The organism is Ginsengibacter sp., from assembly GCF_057362405.1.
The window spans coordinates 20,313-39,131 of record NZ_JBMQQG010000012.1 but is presented as its reverse complement, the minus strand read 5'-3'; the positions used below and the strand labels follow the sequence as shown (position 1 = coordinate 39,131).

Annotated in this window: 15 protein-coding genes; 10 read left to right on the top strand and 5 right to left on the bottom strand. The window is 39.7% G+C overall.

All coding sequences use genetic code 11. The features are described from left to right. Positions 1–249 precede the first annotated feature (249 nt). Together ACO1O5_RS00960 and ACO1O5_RS00955 are read left to right on the top strand one after the other, a co-directional pair. On the top strand, positions 250–2,064 hold the full coding sequence (locus ACO1O5_RS00960; RefSeq protein WP_486267568.1) for a hypothetical protein: 1,815 nt from the start codon (positions 250–252) through the stop codon (positions 2,062–2,064). A 126-nt stretch (positions 2,065–2,190) separates the two neighbouring features. Beyond that, positions 2,191–2,784 (top strand): Crp/Fnr family transcriptional regulator, encoded by a 594-nt coding sequence (locus ACO1O5_RS00955; protein ID WP_486267566.1) that lies wholly within the window; start codon positions 2,191–2,193, stop codon positions 2,782–2,784. Between the two features lie 46 nt (positions 2,785–2,830). Here ACO1O5_RS00955 and ACO1O5_RS00950 read toward each other — a convergent pair whose 3' ends face one another. Beyond that, entirely contained in the window at positions 2,831–4,015 is a 1,185-nt protein-coding gene (locus tag ACO1O5_RS00950; RefSeq protein ID WP_486267564.1) for an ATP-binding protein, read from the bottom strand. 196 nt (positions 4,016–4,211) lie between these two features. On the opposite strand from ACO1O5_RS00950, the gene ACO1O5_RS00945 reads away from it, so the two are divergent. The 5 genes from ACO1O5_RS00945 (at position 4,212) to ACO1O5_RS00925 (ending at position 9,916) form a co-directional block, all read left to right on the top strand. Then, complete coding sequence (locus ACO1O5_RS00945; RefSeq protein WP_486267562.1) at positions 4,212–5,495, top strand: flavin monoamine oxidase family protein; 1,284 nt, start codon at positions 4,212–4,214, stop codon at positions 5,493–5,495. Positions 5,496–5,997: 502 nt separating this feature from the next. Continuing rightward, entirely contained in the window at positions 5,998–6,855 is an 858-nt protein-coding gene (locus tag ACO1O5_RS00940; protein ID WP_486267560.1) for an RteC domain-containing protein, read from the top strand. 84 nt (positions 6,856–6,939) lie between these two features. After that, positions 6,940–8,202, top strand: coding sequence for a hypothetical protein (locus tag ACO1O5_RS00935; protein WP_486267558.1), 1,263 nt, complete (start codon positions 6,940–6,942; stop codon positions 8,200–8,202). 17 nt (positions 8,203–8,219) lie between these two features. Further along, on the top strand, positions 8,220–8,843 hold the full coding sequence (locus tag ACO1O5_RS00930) for a hypothetical protein (RefSeq protein ID WP_486267556.1): 624 nt from the start codon (positions 8,220–8,222) through the stop codon (positions 8,841–8,843). A gap of 26 nt (positions 8,844–8,869) precedes the next feature. After that, a complete protein-coding gene (locus ACO1O5_RS00925) occupies positions 8,870–9,916 on the top strand; it encodes a helix-turn-helix domain-containing protein (RefSeq protein WP_486267553.1) in 1,047 nt (348 codons plus the stop codon). Positions 9,917–10,502: 586 nt separating this feature from the next. Here ACO1O5_RS00925 and ACO1O5_RS00920 read toward each other — a convergent pair. After that, positions 10,503–10,670: a hypothetical protein gene (locus ACO1O5_RS00920; RefSeq protein WP_486267551.1), complete on the bottom strand. Its 168-nt coding sequence runs from the start codon at positions 10,668–10,670 to the stop codon at positions 10,503–10,505. 614 nt (positions 10,671–11,284) lie between these two features. Between ACO1O5_RS00920 and pckA the strand changes: the two genes are divergently transcribed. From pckA to ACO1O5_RS00905, 3 genes are all read left to right on the top strand, one after another. After that, positions 11,285–12,907, top strand: coding sequence for a phosphoenolpyruvate carboxykinase (ATP) (pckA, locus tag ACO1O5_RS00915; protein WP_486267549.1), 1,623 nt, complete (start codon positions 11,285–11,287; stop codon positions 12,905–12,907). 425 nt (positions 12,908–13,332) lie between these two features. Next, positions 13,333–13,566: a hypothetical protein gene (locus ACO1O5_RS00910; RefSeq protein WP_486267547.1), complete on the top strand. Its 234-nt coding sequence runs from the start codon at positions 13,333–13,335 to the stop codon at positions 13,564–13,566. 413 nt (positions 13,567–13,979) lie between these two features. After that, a complete protein-coding gene (locus ACO1O5_RS00905) occupies positions 13,980–14,474 on the top strand; it encodes a hypothetical protein (protein ID WP_486267545.1) in 495 nt (164 codons plus the stop codon). 214 nt (positions 14,475–14,688) lie between these two features. Here ACO1O5_RS00905 and ACO1O5_RS00900 read toward each other — a convergent pair whose 3' ends face one another. From ACO1O5_RS00900 to ACO1O5_RS00890, 3 genes are read right to left on the bottom strand one after another with little or no spacing between them, the layout of a single operon-like run. After that, entirely contained in the window at positions 14,689–16,167 is a 1,479-nt protein-coding gene (locus tag ACO1O5_RS00900; RefSeq protein WP_486267543.1) for a PAS domain-containing sensor histidine kinase, read from the bottom strand. 20 nt (positions 16,168–16,187) lie between these two features. Continuing rightward, positions 16,188–16,628 (bottom strand): response regulator, encoded by a 441-nt coding sequence (locus tag ACO1O5_RS00895; RefSeq protein WP_486267541.1) that lies wholly within the window; start codon positions 16,626–16,628, stop codon positions 16,188–16,190. A 10-nt stretch (positions 16,629–16,638) separates the two neighbouring features. Then, positions 16,639–18,816 carry a sensor histidine kinase, YfiR-like protein-associated gene (locus ACO1O5_RS00890; RefSeq protein WP_486267570.1) on the bottom strand — a complete coding sequence of 726 codons (2,178 nt, stop codon included), beginning with the start codon at positions 18,814–18,816 and terminating at the stop codon, positions 16,639–16,641. Positions 18,817–18,819: the final 3 nt, after the last annotated feature.

The following is an 18,819-nucleotide window of genomic DNA, read 5'->3' as shown; positions in this document are numbered from 1 at the left end:
TTTGAAAATTATACGGCAGCCGTTGCTGTAGTCTGTAAAGCAATAGACGCGTATAATTGTTTAAGGCCCCACATGAGCATTAGCAATCTTACACCACAGAAAGCTCACATGACAAAACAACCTTTATTTAAAAAATGGAAAGAAAAAATCAAACTGTAAAGTCTATCCAGTATTATTGCAAAACACTGTAAAGTTCCTACAGTAATAACCCCTAAGGGTGTAAAGTTTTTTCAGTATAAGACATATCTCATGTATTATTCTCCACATCACAAATTTCATATTCCGGTAATGGGGTTGGCATATACCATCGATACACCAATTAAAGTTGCAAGGTTTGGTATCTCATCTGTTATTTCTATTGTTGAAGACAGGTTAATAGAAATGATGAGAAGCCATTATTATCCAACGATCGGCCAGGCATATCAGCCCATCAGTACACACGCAGAAGATTACCGGGCCAAAAGAATTACCGATTACCTCAACCTGGTAAATACAATCGTTCAGCAACAAGTTGAAAAGCTCAGGAAAACGGCTTTTGAAGCGGGTTCTGAAATAGTGAAATATTTCGAGATGCTGCCCGATGATAGTAGACTTAAACGATTATACTGGCAAATGATTAAGTTAAATGATCAAACGGAAAAGGAAAAAATGGAAACGTATTTAAGGGGACAAATAAGGCCCGGCAGTATTGATGTAAACATCATGACCAAAATAGATCGGGATTATTATAATAAACGTGGTGAAATACTTATAGATAGTTCAGATGCGGTAGCTGCATTGCGGGGTTATGCAAAAAGTAACCTTACCAATTCGTCCCTGATTTTTTCGGCCGGTATGAACCTAAGGTTATATAATTACCTCGGGGATTGCAAGGAGTTCGATGTAAATGAAGATGGGGGATTTACCAAAAAAGTAATTGTAAAAGTGAGTGATTACCGTTCTGCATTAATCCAGGGTAAATATCTAGCAAAGAAATGTATTTGGGTAAGCGAGTTCAGGGTTGAATCCGGCTTGAATTGTGGTGGTCACGCTTTTGCAACAGAGGGTTATTTGCTGGGTCCTATACTGGAAGAATTCAAATCTAAAAGACAGGAATTAGTGGATATACTTTTCGAGATCTATAATGCGGCTCTGCAGAAAAAAACTAACAGGAAATTTATTTATCCTCCCGCTATGATATTTTCTGTGCAGGGTGGTATCGGCACTCATGAAGAAGATGATTTTTTACATCGCCATTACAATATAGAAAGTACCGGATGGGGAACGCCCTTTTTGCTTGTACCGGAAGCTACCACTGTTGATGAAGATACCTTGAAACTATTGTGTGCTGCCAGCGAAAAGGATGTGGTGTTAAGCGACAATTCTCCCTTAACCGTAAGGTTCCATTACTTAAAAGGAACAAGTGCCGAAAATGAAAAATTATTGCGCATCAGCAATGGGAAACCCGGCAGTCCTTGTACTGAAAAGCATCTGGTTAATAATACAGAGTTTACAAAAGAACCGATTTGTACAGCGTCACATAAATATCAAAAACTAAAAATTGCACAGTTGCAATCACTTGAGCTTGCGGAACCGGAATATAAAAGACAATTGAATGAGGTACAGCGTAAAGAATGTTTATGTATTGGATTGAGCAATGCAGCGGCTATCAATTATAACCAGACTTTAATAAAAAAACTGAATTCGGTATCCGTTTGCCCGGGACCCAATATTGCTAATTTTTCCAAAGTAGTTTCGCTACAAACTATGACCGGTCATATTTACGGAAGAGAAAATATTCTTGCCGACATCAACAGACCCCATATGTTTATTAAGGAACTGCATTTATATATTGATTACCTGAAAGAGCAATTGAAAGATGACGCCAAGCCTGAAAAATTTTCTAAAAAGAAAAAGTACTATACATCCTTTTATCAAAATATTCGGGCGGGCATAAACTACTATCGCAATACTCCCGGGATATCCCATGCTCTCAGGAATCGTTTTATAGAAGCTCTCGATTATGCCGAAATAGAACTTGATTTCTTAAATTATCAATATGCGATTATCAGAAGTACTGAATGAATCGAAAAATTCTATAAAAAAACATAAAACAATAATGCCGATTTATGCGTGCATATAAAACAGAATAATAATACATCAGAGCTTGAAAGCTTTTGGCAAAAGTTTTTTTAAAAAATAAACATTAAAATGAATTATGAAAACAAAAGCTATTCAACGAGGCGAAGACCTCATGAAGTTTTTCAAAAGAACATCATTTCGGATTATATCATGGAAAATTTAAAAGAAATTGAAATTCCAAAAAAGGAATTTATTCTTAAAGAGGGCCGCATCTGTTATAATATCTATTTCGTAAAAAAAGGATTGTTGCGTTGTTACTATTTTAAAGATGATAAGGAAATATGCGCATGGTTCATGAAAGAAACAGATATTATCTTTTCTGTGGAAAGTTTCCTAAACCAGGTTCCCAGCCGCGAAAATATCCAGGCTATTGAAGATTGCACACTTTACTTTATCGAATATGAGGAATTACAATATTTATACCACCATTGCCCCGAATTTAATTTTGTCGGCAGGGTTCTCACAGAAAAATATTATCAATTGAGCGAACAAAGATTGTATTCGCTGAGAATGCAAAAGGCCTTGGAGCGTTACAATTTTATTCTGAACCATTTCCCCCAGATAATTCTGCGGGTCCCCTCCAAATATATCGCATCTTATCTTGGTATTACAGAAGAAACGCTTAGCAGGATAAGGGCTTTCAAAATAAGTAACCGGCAATAAATTTTTGGAATATTATGACTATTCATATCAGGCTCTTTTCGCATTATTAAAATAAACTAGCGGGGTTTAGCTTAAGAAAATCCTGCCATGTCAATCCCGCATTACCGATGAGTAAAACTTTATTGGGATTAAATTTCTTTTTAAAAGCAATCATTCCCGAGGTAGATCCCGCGGCACCGCTCTTTACTTCCAGGCCAATTACTTTCCCCTTTTTTTCAATGACAAAATCTACTTCTTCATTGCGCTCCCTCCAGTAATATAAACTGAATTTTTCAGTAAGGGAATGATTGATTAAATGGGAGCCAATAGCAGATTCAACCAGGCGGCCCCATTCACCTGGGTTGATTACTATATCCTTCAATACTTCATTTCGCTGGGCGCTTATTAAGGCGGTATTATGAACCTGGAATTTAGGGCTGGATGATCGCTGGCGAATTACATCCGGCGCGTATTTCTCTACCCCTGCCAGTAAACCGGCTGTATCCAGTAATTCCAGGTAATGAGATAGTGTGGTGGTATTCCCCGCGTCCTGCAACTGGCCGAGTAACTTAGTGTAGGAGAGGATCTGTCCTGAATATAAGCAACCCAGTTCAAAAAGGCGTTTCATCAATGCCGGCTTATCTACACGGGTCAGCATAAGAATATCTTTTGAAATACTCGTTTCAATCAGCGATTCCTGCACGTATGTTTTCCATCGCTCTTCATCATTGATCAAAGCGGCAGAGCCGGGGTAGCCACCAAACCATACATATTGATTTACATCCCAGCCGAACGCCTGCTGCATTTCATCGAAAGACCAGTGCCCCATGTAAGTGCTTTCAAATCTTCCCGCCAGCGATTCGGTGAGCCCTTGTTGCAGCAGTAACCTGGATGAGCCCAGCAGGATTACTTTCAGGTTTAATTTGTTCCGGCTATCAGTATCCCATAAAAGCTTCGCCATTTCACTCCAGTTATCAATTTTTTGGATTTCATCAATTACCAATAAAAAGGCGGTTCCTTGATTTTGAGCCTGTTTTATTCGGGCAGCTTCCCATTGCTGTTCTAGCCAGGTCGCATTGGCGGCCGCTACAGCGTCTGCAGAGACAAAAAGATAATCAATTTTCACCCGGGCAGCCAATTGGGTCACCAGCGTCGTCTTGCCCACCTGCCGGGGTCCCATGATTACCTGCAAAAATCTTCTGGGTTCCTGGATCCTTTTTATAAGATCCTGTAAGTGATGTCGTTCAAACATATTTTCAATTTACTCAATGTAATGAGTAAAATTACTCAAAATTATGAGTAAACCAAAAAGTTCACGTTTTCCAGGTCTCCGCCTACTCAGAAATATTCTAATAACCGTTAGTCGTTATATTACAATTTAAAATGTTTCTTTGGCCTGATTTTAGTTTTCGCATCATACTTTCTTTTCTAACATTTACCTAATATAATTGGAAACAATAATTATTATAGGCGGTGGTGCAGCAGGCTTAACTGCTGCTTACGAACTATCAAAAAATAATAAAAGAGTGATTTTGGCAGAAGCCGCAGACAGACTGGGCGGAAGAATTCATACTTTAAGCAGCGGAGCATTTTCTGTACCGGTTGAACTAGGCGCTGAATTTGTTCACGGAAAACTGAAGCATACTTTAAATTTATTAAAACAGGCCGGTATTAAATATCATGCGGTAAAGGGTAATATGTATCAACTGCAGCGTGGCGAAATAAGAAATCAAAATCATTTTAGTGAGCACTGGAATCAGTTAATGAGAGAGATGCAAAAAGTAAAAATTGATAAGTCTTTTTCAGATTTCTTACAGGAGTATTTTTATGATGATAAATATATAGAATTGAGAGAGTCGGTGAAAAGATATGCCGGAGGATTTGATCTAGCTGATGTTTCACAGGCAAGCACCATGTCCCTGTACAACGAATGGTCAAACGAAGATAATATTCAATACAGAATTGAGGGCGGTTATCAAAAGATGATTGATTATCTCGAAAATGAATGCAGAAAATATAGCTGCATAATTTACAAAAATTGTAGCGTTAAAAAAATCAAGTGGCAAAAAGACGAGGTTAGTATTATAACTATGTGCAGCCGTTATTTCACAGCAAATAAAATTGTGATAACTGTTCCGCTAGGTGTTTTGCAGGCAAAGGAAACTGATTGGGAATACATTAAATTTACACCCGGTATACATACTTATTTAGCTGCTGCAAAAAATATAGGGTTTGGATCTGTTATAAAAATAATATTGGAATTTGATGAATCTTTCTGGAAAAAAGTACAAGAAAATATTGGGTTTGTTTTTACAGAAGCAAATGTATCGACCTGGTGGACACAATTACCTGAAGGCAACCACATATTGACCGGATGGATAGGAGGGACAAGAACATTATCTTTTAACGATAAATCTGCAGAACAAATATTGGAAGAAAGCCTTCAATCTTTGTCATCAGCCTTTGCTATTGAGCCCCTTGTTTTAAGAAATAAAATCAAGGCATTTGAAATTATCAACTGGAAAGATGTTCCAAACATTTCCGGGGGTTATTCTTATAATATCACGCAGAGTATTGTTGCTAAAAATATTTTGAACAAACCTGTTGAAAAGACAATTTACTTCGCGGGAGAAGGCTTGCATAAAGGATCATCCCCCGGAACAGTTGAAGCGGCAATTATCAGCGGTAAAGAAGTTGCATTAAAAATTTTGCAAAAAGATGATATTGCATAGACTTAAATACACGCGTAGCTTAGAATCATAAATATCCCTTTTTGTGGGAAGACATATTTCCAATCATAAAAGACGGCTGATAACTTTTTGTACGGTCATAACAGTAAAGCTTATACGCAAAATTCAAATCGCAGAAAACCCAAGGAAGACCCTTGGGCAATCTTGGTTTTTCAGGGGAATCAATTTGATTTCGCGTGCAGGTAATCTTTGCAAAACTAATTCATAATTACAGGAGAATGCATAGTAAATGCACGGTTTGTAAGATACAAATGCTATCTAAATACTATAATGTGCAAAGCTATTTATGACGGAAGAAAGACAATATCGTAGCTCGCAACCGGTTTTTCATAAAATATTGGATTCAAAAAGAGCTGGATTTCTATCCGGCCCGATTCGTTTCTTAGGCCCTAAGCGCCTGTCCTTTAAAACGAATAATTGATTTTTATCAATCAACGCCTCAAGTCACGCATTTAATTTTACATTCAGATTCATATCGGGAGTTATGACAATAGAAGAATTTGCAAATAAGCTGTATGCAGAGATGGAAAATAATCTTGACCGCTATAGCGTCAAAGATGGAACTCACCTCCAAAACTCCCAGGTATCTTTAAGTATTATTTTGGACCATATTTCCAAATTAAAATCCTTCGTAAATAATTATACCTTCTCAGGTACCGAAGAAGAGATCCGCTTTTTTAAACATATCAAGCCAGGATTTTATAGCCGGTTTATCTATTACCAGAAAATTATCTTTTTACAATCGCACGTCCCCCTGGCTACATCTGTGGATATTAGAAATTTTTATCTCGGGGAAATAAGAAAAATTAATGAATACTGGAATACACATCATGACTTCATTTCTTATTACAGGTCTGGAAGCACTTCACTGGATGAAATTTATTTTGTAAGAAAGAATCGGGACTCCTGGTTACTCCTAAATCTTGAGGATGGCGTAACGGACTTAAATTTTACCACGATATTCGATTACAAGATTGCAAAGATCATAGCATTTGAAGATGTTTTGGAATTTATAAATGTAAGGTTAGCCGCACCCGAAATGCAGCAGGGTTTACCCGCGGTTAAAGAGGCAGCAAATGTCAGTTGGACGGCTTCTAAAGTTTCACTCGTAGAATTGTTGTATGCCCTGCAATCGGCTGGTTCCTGTAATAATGGAACAATAGACCTGAAGCATCTCGCAGGTCATTTTGAAAAATTATTTAATGTTGAATTGGGGAATTATTACAGGATATTCCAGGAAATGAGAATTCGTAAAATCAACCGAACTACATTTCTGGATCAATTGAAGGAACGCCTGGTACAAAGAATGGACGAAGCCGACGAGCATCCAAAATTTAAATAACATAGTAAAAAGCCGGCTTCACTAAATTGATATTTATCAAAAATTTTAAAAGTTTCGGTAATTAGTTTAGCAAAAACACTATTTATGAAACTATTGATTCCCTGTCTTTTTGTGTTGGTTATTTGCGGGTGCAGCAAAGACAAGACCAGCACGTCAATCTCTACCCATTCCAATCTTTTTGTTGACGCGGCCATCCAGTATATAAACCGGCATATTTCCCAAGGTGAACTGGGTCAACTGGATTTTGCTAACACTAAAGTCCTAATGTATAAAAACCGGAATTTCGGGATATTGATTTTTGAAAAGGGTGGAAGCCATACCAGGTTCTTATTGCTGAAAAATCAGGACTCAGTTTTTTTGGGAAACTGGGTTGACCTGTCTGGCCTGGTGAAAACCCGGGAAGGCTACAGCAGCGGAAACATTACACTCAGGAGTTTTGGTGATGATTCGCTTAAAGACCTGGTGGTTGTAAACAATGAAGTGACCGGAGTTAAAAAAAGTGGACCGAACAATAATACGATCTTTCCTGACCAGGAAAGTGCGGTACTTCCTGAAGTCATCATTTCTTATGACGTCAATGGCAATACTGTCGACTATTACAGCTGGTATTGGCTTTTAGACCAGGCTTCCTATTCAGCATATGCTTATTTTACTGCGGGTGGAAGTGGTGGCGGAACAACGGGCGGTTCGGGTATCGACAACATTGCGGTTGCCCCGGTATTTACTTCTCCCGATGCACCTATCACCGACCTCGCCAAGGAAGTAAAATGTTTTACCAACAATAGCACCTCCACCTATAATATTTCTGTTAACATCAACCAGCCCGATCCGGGCACGAGGGAATTGGTCAACCCCGTAGCATCTTTCATGGTCGGCCACACTTTTTTAACTTTGGAACAACATAATGCGGACGGAACTTCGGTAATACGAACGCTGGGATTTTATCCCAAGAATTCGGTTAAGCCGGGCAGTGAGAAGGATCAGTCTGTTTTCGGCGATGACAGCAATACTCCTTATGATGTATCCCTTGATTTTTCAGTGACCGGCGCCGAAATGGCCACCGTGATTGGTAAACTTTTAGATCAGCAGGCGTTGCAATACGATTTGGATAATTTTAACTGCACCAGCTCAGCCATGGAAGCATTAAAAAGTATCAATATAAATTTGCCTTCTACAAAATCCAATGAATCTTTCTTTTCCGGAAATGATCCAGGTGACTTGGGAGAAGATATCAGGAAGCTTGACCTGGATAATTTTAGTACTCAAAATGGGAACCGGAGAATCAGCAGGACGGTTAGCAATTCCGATAATCAATACCCCAAAGGAAAAACAGGTAGCTGCGGTTAAAACATAAATCAGCAATTATGAAAAACAAAAGTCGTTTTATTTTGATTGGTCTCCTCATTTGGTCAGGTTTCTGTAATTCGCAGACCATAAGTGTTAACGAACAAAAAAATATTGATTTGTTTAATGACTTTAAAAATTACCTGATGAGTTCCCTGGCCGAACATACAAACATCACCGATCAGGCATGTTTAAAATATATTGCATTACATTATCTTGTTACCAAAAAAAATCTGGACAATTCTAATCAGGCAACAATGAGTGATAAAGAGCTTTCACCAAGCCAATTAGAAAGTTTTAAAAATGAACTTAATTCATTTTATAATTTTCTCAGAGAAAATGAAAAAAGTCATCTCGCAGAGAATCTAACACTAACGCCTATACGCCTGAGTAAAGACACATTTATCTATCACCGGTTAACCAGTTTTCAAAAGCAAAATACCTTCATACTTTCTGACAAACGTTACCCGGGCACAGCTATCAGTTACATCTTATTTCTCCCTCCCATAAAAAACAAAACGGACCAGCCAAGGATATGGTCCTGGGCCCTTGAGTTTAAATTTGGTAAATATATGTTTACCTCGGTAACAGGGGAGGAGGGATATGAATATATTTTTAGCCCAAAACAAATTCGAAGTAAGTAATTTTTTTCCCAACTTGGGACCGTAGTGTGAAATACGAAATTACCGGTATGCCATTTTTGTTCCTGCAAAAAATGGTGTACATGAACGGGTTTCGCATTTTGTCATCCACAAATGAAAATATTATCCTGTCAGATGCTATTCCGGGAGACCTACATCACTACAGGCTGGCGGGGGCACGTTCCTGGATGACATCGGGTAATTTCGGAAGCATGTTCTTTCATCGCTTCAGCGGAGAAGGATTTGAAATCTGGTATAGCAATTACCTTATAAAACAACCCGCAACATTTAACTGTTACTCTGATCGCGGGGTGATTCAACTGCACATTCCATTTGTCAATTCGTTTCAAACCTGTTGGAAAGGATTAAAAAATAATATGTTAAAGGATAAACAGTTTGAAATAAAGTATGTTCCCTCCATCCGGGCCACGGCTAACTTTGACCCCGGGGAATATCACAATTTCAATATTCATTTTACCAAAGAATTTTTACAGCCATATGCGGTCCATTGCCCGAAGCTTGCTGCCTTTCTTGAAAAAGTTGTAAAGGAAGAGCCGGCTGATTTGTTGGACAGTCCCCAATTCCTGGGCCTTGAAATGATGGGAATTATTCAACATATCATTGAATACCCCTATATGGAAGAATTGGCCGGTCTTTATTTCCAGGGCATGGTTCATGAATTGATGGTGTTGCTGACCAGCAGGGTAATTGAAGTCACTGAGCAGCAGTATTTCACCAATACTGAACAAAGTCGGGCATTAGAAGTAAAGAAGATCATAACTTCAGATTTCGAGGAGTACCATACCGTGGAACACCTGGCACGAATGGTAGGTACTTCCGAGCCAAAGTTGCAATCGGTATTTAAATACGTCTTTGGCACTACTGTCTCCAGGTTCTCCCGGCAGGCAAGACTGGAGCAAGGCTATCGGCTGTTAACCGATACCAACTATCCCCTCCGGGTGATCTGCACCATGACCGGCTATCCTGATCCCGCCAATTTTTCGGTGGCCTTCAAAAAGCAATACGGATTCTGGCCAGGTTACATCCAGAAGAAAGCAAAAAAATTGGAATTCTAATATTTTAAAAAGCCGGGTTGTTACTTTTCAAATGGTGGAATCATTATATTTTATCAGAATTGCAGAAGCTCATGAGTAGGAGCGGCTTGAATTTTCTTATTTAAGAATGGTTGCAGCCAGATGAAAGAATTGTTCTTGTTGTATTACAACTAACGGCTAAGATCACACGATTTTTTCTAGTAAAAAACTGGAATTCCAGGCTTCGATTCACAGGTTTCTCATCAGAGATGGGTTAAGATCAGCATTTTGCAATTTCTAATTTTAAAGTTTTTCAGTTGTCCCGGATTGAATTTCAATTTTAAATGGTATTTGAAAAACATTAGATCGTATTTGTTCTAAACAATCCAACTTCCTGTAAAACTCTTGCGCTCCTGGCAGCTAAACCGCCGGCTCCCATTGTTGCGAGACCAGGCCCATATTTTGTTGCGGATCCATTTAATTTAAGGAGGTCAATTCTTTTTAGTAAGCGAGCGGCTGCTTTTATAGCCCTTCACCTAATGTTCTTTTGGAAAAAATTTCATCCACAATCCTGCCTATCAAAACTGTCTTCGGATCCCTTTCAAATTATCATATCTATTTTGTGAGTTTATATCTCACAAAGCGGATATGGAATAAACGCCCGGAAACTTTTGAAGCCATCGAAAATAATGAACTCATGATACAATTCCATCGCATCCTTGTCAGCCGCAATTGCCGAGGCCAGGTTATTGACAAAGTTGTCAATAACAAACTTTGGAAAAAAGAATCCTGACATGCTTTCTAAAAAGAAATCTGGTATTGAACTCAAAAGACCGCTAAAAAAAATTCACGAACGTCAATCATGAACAATAAATCAACAAAATCCCTGCCTTGATCAATGGGAGTTGAAATACAATATCGGCAATGTTGTTAAGGTAGAGTAACTACTTTTGATTGCACCATAACGAATACCCAATGATTTCGAAAATCGCCTGTGTCTCTCGTTGGTCGTCGTTAAAATAGGCAAAACTCTTTTCGAACCATAGGAATCATCTGTTCTGCGCAGAATAAAAGCTATGCCAGACTATACCTGTTATAATATCCATTTCGTAAAAAAGACTGTTGAACTTTGCAGGGAAACTTAACTTAAATATTTCTTGCATAATGTAATTATACTGTTTATATTGCGGCCGTTATGAGACCGGATTATCCATCCAAAATTTTTAATGATAAGTCAGACAATTACTTTTGTTTGATGGAGGCCCTCGCTTCTGATGCCCTGAATTAATATTGAGAGTCTCGCGCTGTCAGACATACCTTTTCCTGCTATTTTTTTTGTAATAAAACGGTATTCCCGATTGTTGTAAGCTTATTTTTTATTTCACCAGGTCTATTTAAATAAAATCATTCATGCCAACCAATTATAAACATGCTGAACCTTTTATTGACTCCCGGGAGGACATCCTTCCAGGCCTTCAGCTTCAGGGTAAGTGTCATTACCAGTTATCACCGGGAGAACTCATCAGCCATGCGCTGGAAAGAGGTGAGGGCGTTTTAAGCGACACGGGAGCGCTGATTATTAATACCGGCGAATTCACCGGCAGAAGCCCCAAAGACCGCTTTATTGTTAAGGACGCCATAACGGCCCAAACCGTGGACTGGAATGATTTTAACCAGCCGCTTAGCGAAGAGTATTTTCAACGCATTTACCAAAGGATGACGGGCTATCTTTCCGGCAAAGAATTATGGGTCCGGGATTGTTATGTATGTACCAGAGAAGATTATCGTGTAGGCATTAGGGTTATAAATGAAAATCCCTGTTGCAATCTTTTTGCCTGCAATATGTTTTTACGCCCCGCTCCGGATGACAAGACCGCCATAACCTGGCATTTAATACAGGCCCCGCGTTTTTTGGCTATGCCGGCAGCGGAGGGAGTGCCAAACAAGAATTTTGTCATTATCAATTTCTCGAGAAAATGTATCCTGATCGGTGGCACCCAATACACCGGGGAAATAAAAAAAGCGGTATTCAGCTCATTGAACTTCCTGTTGCCGAAAGAGCAAAATGTGTTGAGTATGCATTGCGCTGCAAATCGCGGTGAGAAGGGCGACACCGCATTGTTCTTTGGCCTGAGCGGTACCGGTAAAACCACATTAAGCGCCCACAGCAGCAGGCAGCTTATTGGCGATGACGAGCATGGGTGGGATGACACGTCAGTATTTAATTTTGAAGGGGGCTGCTATGCAAAGGTTATAGATTTAAATAAAACAAACGAACCTGAGATTTATAACGCTATAAGATTCGGAACCATCGCTGAAAATGTAACCTGCTTTACCAATACCAATATCATTGATTACGCGAGCAGGGAAATAACGGAGAATACCAGGGCAAGCTATCCCCTCGGTTATATTAAGAACACAGTAAATAACAACAGCAGTAATATACCGGCTAATATTTTTTTCCTCTCGGCAGATGCTTTTGGTGTATTACCACCAGTAAGCAGGCTTACCGAAAACCAGGCGATCTATCATTTTTTAAGTGGTTATACTGCTAAGGTTGCAGGCACAGAGAACGGAGTTGCCACGCCTAAACCGACTTTCAGCGCCTGCTTTGGGTCGCCGTTTATACCGTTACACCCCGTGTTTTATTCCGAAATGCTCGGCCGGAAAATTAAAGATCACCAGGTAAAAGTATGGTTAATAAATACCGGCTGGACGGGGGGTGAGTACGGTAAAGGCAGCAGGATCCCGCTGGAATATACCCGGTCCATCATAAAAGCGGTGCTGCAGGGAGACCTTGATACAATTACTTTTACGGAAGACGGCGTTTTTGGGCTAATGGTTCCGGAAATATGCCCGGGGGTACCAGCAGAACTTTTACAGCCCGTTAATACATGGGACAATAAAATGGACTATCAGGCAACTGCGTATAAGCTTGCCTGTTATTTTGAAAAAAACTTTGAGAAATATCGCGATGCCGTCAGCACGGCAGTCGCGTCCGCAGGGCCGAAAATTGAAAATAAGGCCGTCTGATCTTTCATTGAGATAACCGGCATGATTATACGAAAACATACCTGGAAACCCGTTTTTTTTCTATATGAATCGCTTCAGTTACTTCATCAGTTATTTCAAGTTCCAATTCACGGGATACTAACTATAGTTTAATGGAAACAACTCTTGTCTTTAAATTTAAAATGACCAGCTGATACTGTCAGACGAAAATTGGTGAATCTGTAAGGTATAAATATTCAATATAAGCACCACTAACAGTAACATGTACACGAAAATTACCGTTCTTGTTTTGAAAGATTTGGGTTGTTCTCTATAATATCTAATGCAGGGCTGATAATTATAATTTCCGGCTAAAAATCAGTGGCACAACGTACGTGTTAGTACGTGATTTTAGTGGTCCTCTTTTTTACTGATTTAATTGATGTACTTTACAAAAGTATGATGTCATGAATGATATTTTTACGATAGTAATTAATAAGGAACCGCTCGAAGTAAGAAAGCTAACTTTTAAAAATTACACAGGAGCTTTTGAAATTTGGAAAAAATCAGCTATTCAGTTTATTCTTGTTCACAATGCAGATTCGGGTAAGGCCTGGAATGTGGACTACGCTGAATCGGCAAAAGTAAGTCAGGGGTATATTGATAAAATTATTGCTGCTATCAATGCCCATTATGGTTAATTCACGCTGCAGAAATAATCTGAGCTGACCATTGAGGTATCATAGTTAATGAACCTTTTATTAGCTATTTTAAATTTAAATTTTTATTCGTAAAAAGGTAATCCGAAATCGTAATTGAATTAAAATGCCTTCGCTCGCAAAAAGGTTTCCTGCATTTGATGCCCATTCAGAGAACAATTTTGATTCCTGGCTGATATCGTCAACCGATATTTCACGATGATGGTTGGCCGTGCAGTTAAATCATAGGCGAGGAGTAACGCCAAAAGTACAAATACTGAACTTTTAGTTATAAATTTAGAAATAGGTACGGGACTACGATTTTCAAATGCAGTGATATGGCTAAGCCATAGCTTTCGCATTAAATTTTGATTGCACTATTCATGAACAATTACAACCTTAACCAACCTTATTATTTGAAGCATGACATTGGAGATGTCTTAAAAAAAATTAATTCGCTTTATAATGTGCAAATTGGCGACAATGAGAATGAATTTTTGCCAAAAACAATTGTCAACAAAAATCTCAGTTGGGTTTCTTCCGATTGTCAAACAACTTTTAATAAAATTGTTCCATCAATAAAAACTATGACCAAGGATATGTATTCCATAATTGAGTCAATATTTAAGAGTAGCAAAGGGACATTTGAAAAATTAAGACTTGAAGAAAAATATTCAAAACTTAAAGAGTTACAATTGCTTAATAATAAATTCAAACATTATTTTGACACGGAGCCTAAGATTGCTCTTATTGCATTAACACTAATAGAACCAATTGGACATAGAATCGATGCGGTGATTCAATATAAATACAAAGACGGAAAAATCGATGGTGTAAGATTTGCTGATTTAATAAAATGCTTTTTACTAATACTGGAAGAATTTGAAATTATAAATATTGAAAGGAAATAAAACCCTCATCCCTTTTACGCTTAATCAAGAAGTTGAAGTAAATCCATTCTGCAAATATTTGTGACGTTTTTGGATAATATGCATGCTATACCTTTTTTATAAAAGAATACGTACTATTTCCTGAAGGGCCTGTTTCAACGGGATTGTATTTTCGAGTATACGTTATTGTTAGTAGTCTTAATTGGAATGAAACGTTGCGCGGGAAACACAGGTCTTATTTATTTCCATGATGTATGTCAACGGTAGATCGATGATCGGAGGGGATCCATGCATAGAAGGTGGAACCCTGGCCGATATTACTTTCCACCCATATTTTTCCGCCGTGCCTGGTAACAACCTCAGAACAGATATATAATCCGATACCCATACCGGGAAAGGTAGACTGGCCTTCGCCGCTAACGCGATAAAATTGTTTAAAAACATTTTGCACGTCTTCTTCGGGAATTCCGATCCCAAAATCCCGGACAGACAGCTCAATACCCATTCCGCTTGTGCGGGTGCTTAAGACAATCCGGTCGGACTCCGGCGAGTACTTAATTGCATTAGATATGAGATTTACAAGTACCTGGCTTAATTTATCCCTGTCTCCGAAAACAGTTATTCCTGGCCCAAGGTTATTTTTTATTTCATGGGTGTAACTTGTTTTCTGCATATCAACCACCACCTCCTGAACGAGGTCATTAAAATCAAACAGCACCTCGTCATATACCAGCTGGCCGTTTCGTATTTTGGTAAAGTCTAAAAGTGACCCTATGAGGCCGGTGAGCCGGTTAACCTGCGCTCCCATTCTTTTAATGATGTCTAATGTATCGTTATCGCCTTTGTCTTCAAGCAATTGTTCCGCCAATTGCCCATAGGCTTTGATGGTAGTTACCGGTGTTTTAAGTTCGTGACTTGCCACCGAGAAGAAGTTGTCTTTTTGTTTTTCCATCTGCTTCTGTTCGGTGATATCCTGTACCAGTGACATGATGGTCTTTACGTTTCCTTTCTCGTCCTTTAGCACAGAGTTGAACCATTCGCACCATATAACCTGACCGTTGCCGGCGATATGGCGGCACTGTACTTTATTTCGCGCTACTTCCCCGCTTATCAACTGTTCAAGAACCTTCTTTGCCAGTGGCCGGTCTTCTTCGTAGACCTGGCTAAAATTGTTTTCCTGGCTTTGTATAAGTGCTTTTCCGTCCCATCCTAAAATTTCTTCGGCACGCTTCGACCACGACTTTATAATACCAAGGTTATCCAATTCAATAAACCCGAGCGGCGCATTATCTAAATGAAAAGCCAACCTTTCGTTGGCTGCCTCCTTGTCCTTCTCCAACCGGTGTTTCTCAAGTGAATTCATTACAGCGGAAGGCAAGCGTTGCAGCCGGTCCTTGAGGATATAATCATCAGCTCCCCGCTTCATAATATCAACCGCAAATTCCTCGGATACGGTTGCCGTGACTAATATGAAAGGAATAGTCAGCTTCCTATCCCTTAATATCTCAAGCGCTTTAAAGGAGTTAAATGACGGGAGCGAATGATCGGATAAAATGATGTCCGGATTAAATTTGCTTAGCATGTCTTCGTAGTCTTCCCTGCTGTCCACGAGTTGTTTTTCAAATGGGATGTCGCCTTTCCGTAATTCATAATCAATCAGCTCGGCATCCGATGGATTATCTTCCAGGTGTAATACTTTTATTGTCGGGTTCATGGTGCTTGATCTTTAATGGCTTATACAGGGGGTTGATTGAGCAGCATCCAGTACATACCCAACTCGGTTACGGCATTGATGAAGCTGTCAAATTCAACTGGTTTTACAATGAAGCTGTTGGCGCCAAGCTCATAGCATTTGCTCAGGTCAGGATCTTCTTTTGAAGAAGTGAGTATCACCACCGGGATTTTTTTTGTGGCGTCGTTTGACTTCACTTTAGCCAGCACCTGCATCCCGTCCACTTTGGGCATTTTTAAATCAAGTAGAATCAGCCTTGGCCTGATGGTAACATCTCTGCCAGCAAATTTCCCTGTTCCAAAAAGAAAGTCCAGCGCCTCCTCACCATCCTGCAGGTGAATGAGTTTATTGGCAAGATTTTTTTTTCGGAGTGCGTGAATAGCCATTTCCGCGTCGTCTGCGTTGTCTTCAACAAGAAGAATTTCAACTGGTGCATTTTCCATTGTATATATTTTAGTTATAATTGCTTGTTGGCAGGCTGAAAAAGAACGTAGCCCCTTTATTTAATTCACCTTCCGCCCATACCCGGCCCCCGTGTTTATCGATAATCCGCTTTACCAGGGCCAGGCCCACCCCTGTGCCCTCAAAATCTTTCTGCAAATGAAGACGCTGGAACACGCCAAAGAGCTTCCCTGCGTACTGGTTGTCGAAACCCACCCCATTATCACTTACAGAATAAATAATTTCATCCCCGGCCTGGTATGATTTAATTTCTATTGCAGGCTTTTCAGCTTTGGAAGAATATTTAAGCGCATTGGAAATCAGGTTTACCATCACCTGCTTGATCAACGTGTTGTCAACATGAGCTGCGTGAAGCGGATGAATGTGCACACTCGCCTTGTGATGGAGCGTTGTATTTATTTCTAAAAGAGTTTCCTGGACAAGTTCTGTCATTTGAACGGGAGACCTGTGAATTTCTTTTCTGCCCAGTTTTGAAAATTCAAGAAGATCGTCGATAAGGGCGCCCATTTTTTTTGCATTTTCTTCAATTCTTTTAAAAAGGCGCATTGCTTCAGCATCAAAAGCGGCGCTGTATTCTTCATTTAACATTTTTGCGAAGCCATTGATGGCACGTAATGGTGCCCTTAAATCATGAGAAACCGAATAAGTAAATGCTTCCAGTTCCTCTGTGCGCTGTTTTACGGTTAGCTCGAGGTCCTCGTTCAACTTCTGGTTTTCTTCTTCTGCGATTTTCCGGCCGGTAATGTCTGCCCTTATCGCAATGTACTGGTAGGGCTTGCCATGTTCATTAAGAAAGGGGACAATAGTTGTGTCCACCCAATAAACGGTTCCGTCTTTTGCCCGGTTCTTTAATTCTCCCTTCCATATCTTACCAGTGGCAATGGTTATCCACAGGTTGCGGATAAACTCTTTGGAATGATATCCCGAATTGATGATCCGATGATCCTGTCCCAGAAGTTCGCCAGCATCGTATTTTGATATTCTGCAAAAATTATCATTTACGTATTTTATAATTCCCTTTTGATCGGTAATAGCAACGATAGAGGATTCATCCAGCGCAAATTTATAATCCGCAATTTCCTTAATAGTTATGTTCAGCTGCTCCTCCGCCTTCATCCTTTCTGTTATATCGTTGACCAGGATGAGACGTGCTTTCCTGCCCTCAAAAGAAAGGTTATGGGCGAAAACTTCAACATTAATGAGCGTCCCATCTTTTTTCCGGTGTTTCCAGCTTCCCTGGCTGTAACCTTCTTTACGGATATAGCTTTGATACCGTTCTTTTTCTTCGTCGGGCCTGATGTCCAATGTTGACAGGGCCAGGAACTCCTGGCGGTCGTAGCCGTAATGGCTTAATGCTGCCTCATTTACATCCAGAAATTTATCAGAGCCTTCGTCAATCACCCACATGGGTAAAGGATTATTTTCGAACAGGTGGCGGTATCTTTTTTCACTGCGCTCTATTTTGCGATTAATGTTATTGAGGCTGGTCTCCCGCTCCTGTATTTGTTGAATCATCCCGTTAAAGGAATCAGTGAGATAACCTAGTTCGTCGTTCCCTGATTTAACCGCCCTCACGGAAAAATCGTTATTTAATGAAATTATTTTTGCGGCATCTGCTAATCCTTTAATAGGTTTTGTAATGCTTCTCTGCAAAATCTTTGAAAGAACATAGGCAAGCAAAAGTGATAACGCAATCACGAACATGGTCGTAATGCCAACCAACCGAAACCGCTGGTACATTCTCCCAAGATCGGATTTTATATACAGCGTGCCGAGCTGCCTGTTTCCTTCTATTACCGGTTGAAAGCCTTCGAGGTAAGAGCCGGTAAATAGAAATTGGTCCGTTCCGGGCGAGGCCGGGAATGCTTTATCCGCTGCATTCACGGGGTACCGGCAAAAAAGGACTCCCTTATTGTCAAAGAGAGCTGCAGCAATAATATGCGGCTCGGCCTTTAATGCCGTTAAAATTTCGGTTGCAGTTTTATGATCATCAAAGGCAAGCGCGGCTGTGCTGTTGGTGGCAATAACCTGTGCCAGCGTCGAGAGTTTTTGCGTGGTATTTTGCCGGAAGGCGTAGAACTCATAGGTAAAGAATGCTGTGGATGTCACAATTAATATTACCCCGCTGATAAGAAGAATAATTCTCATCAATTTCTTTTGAATGGGCATATC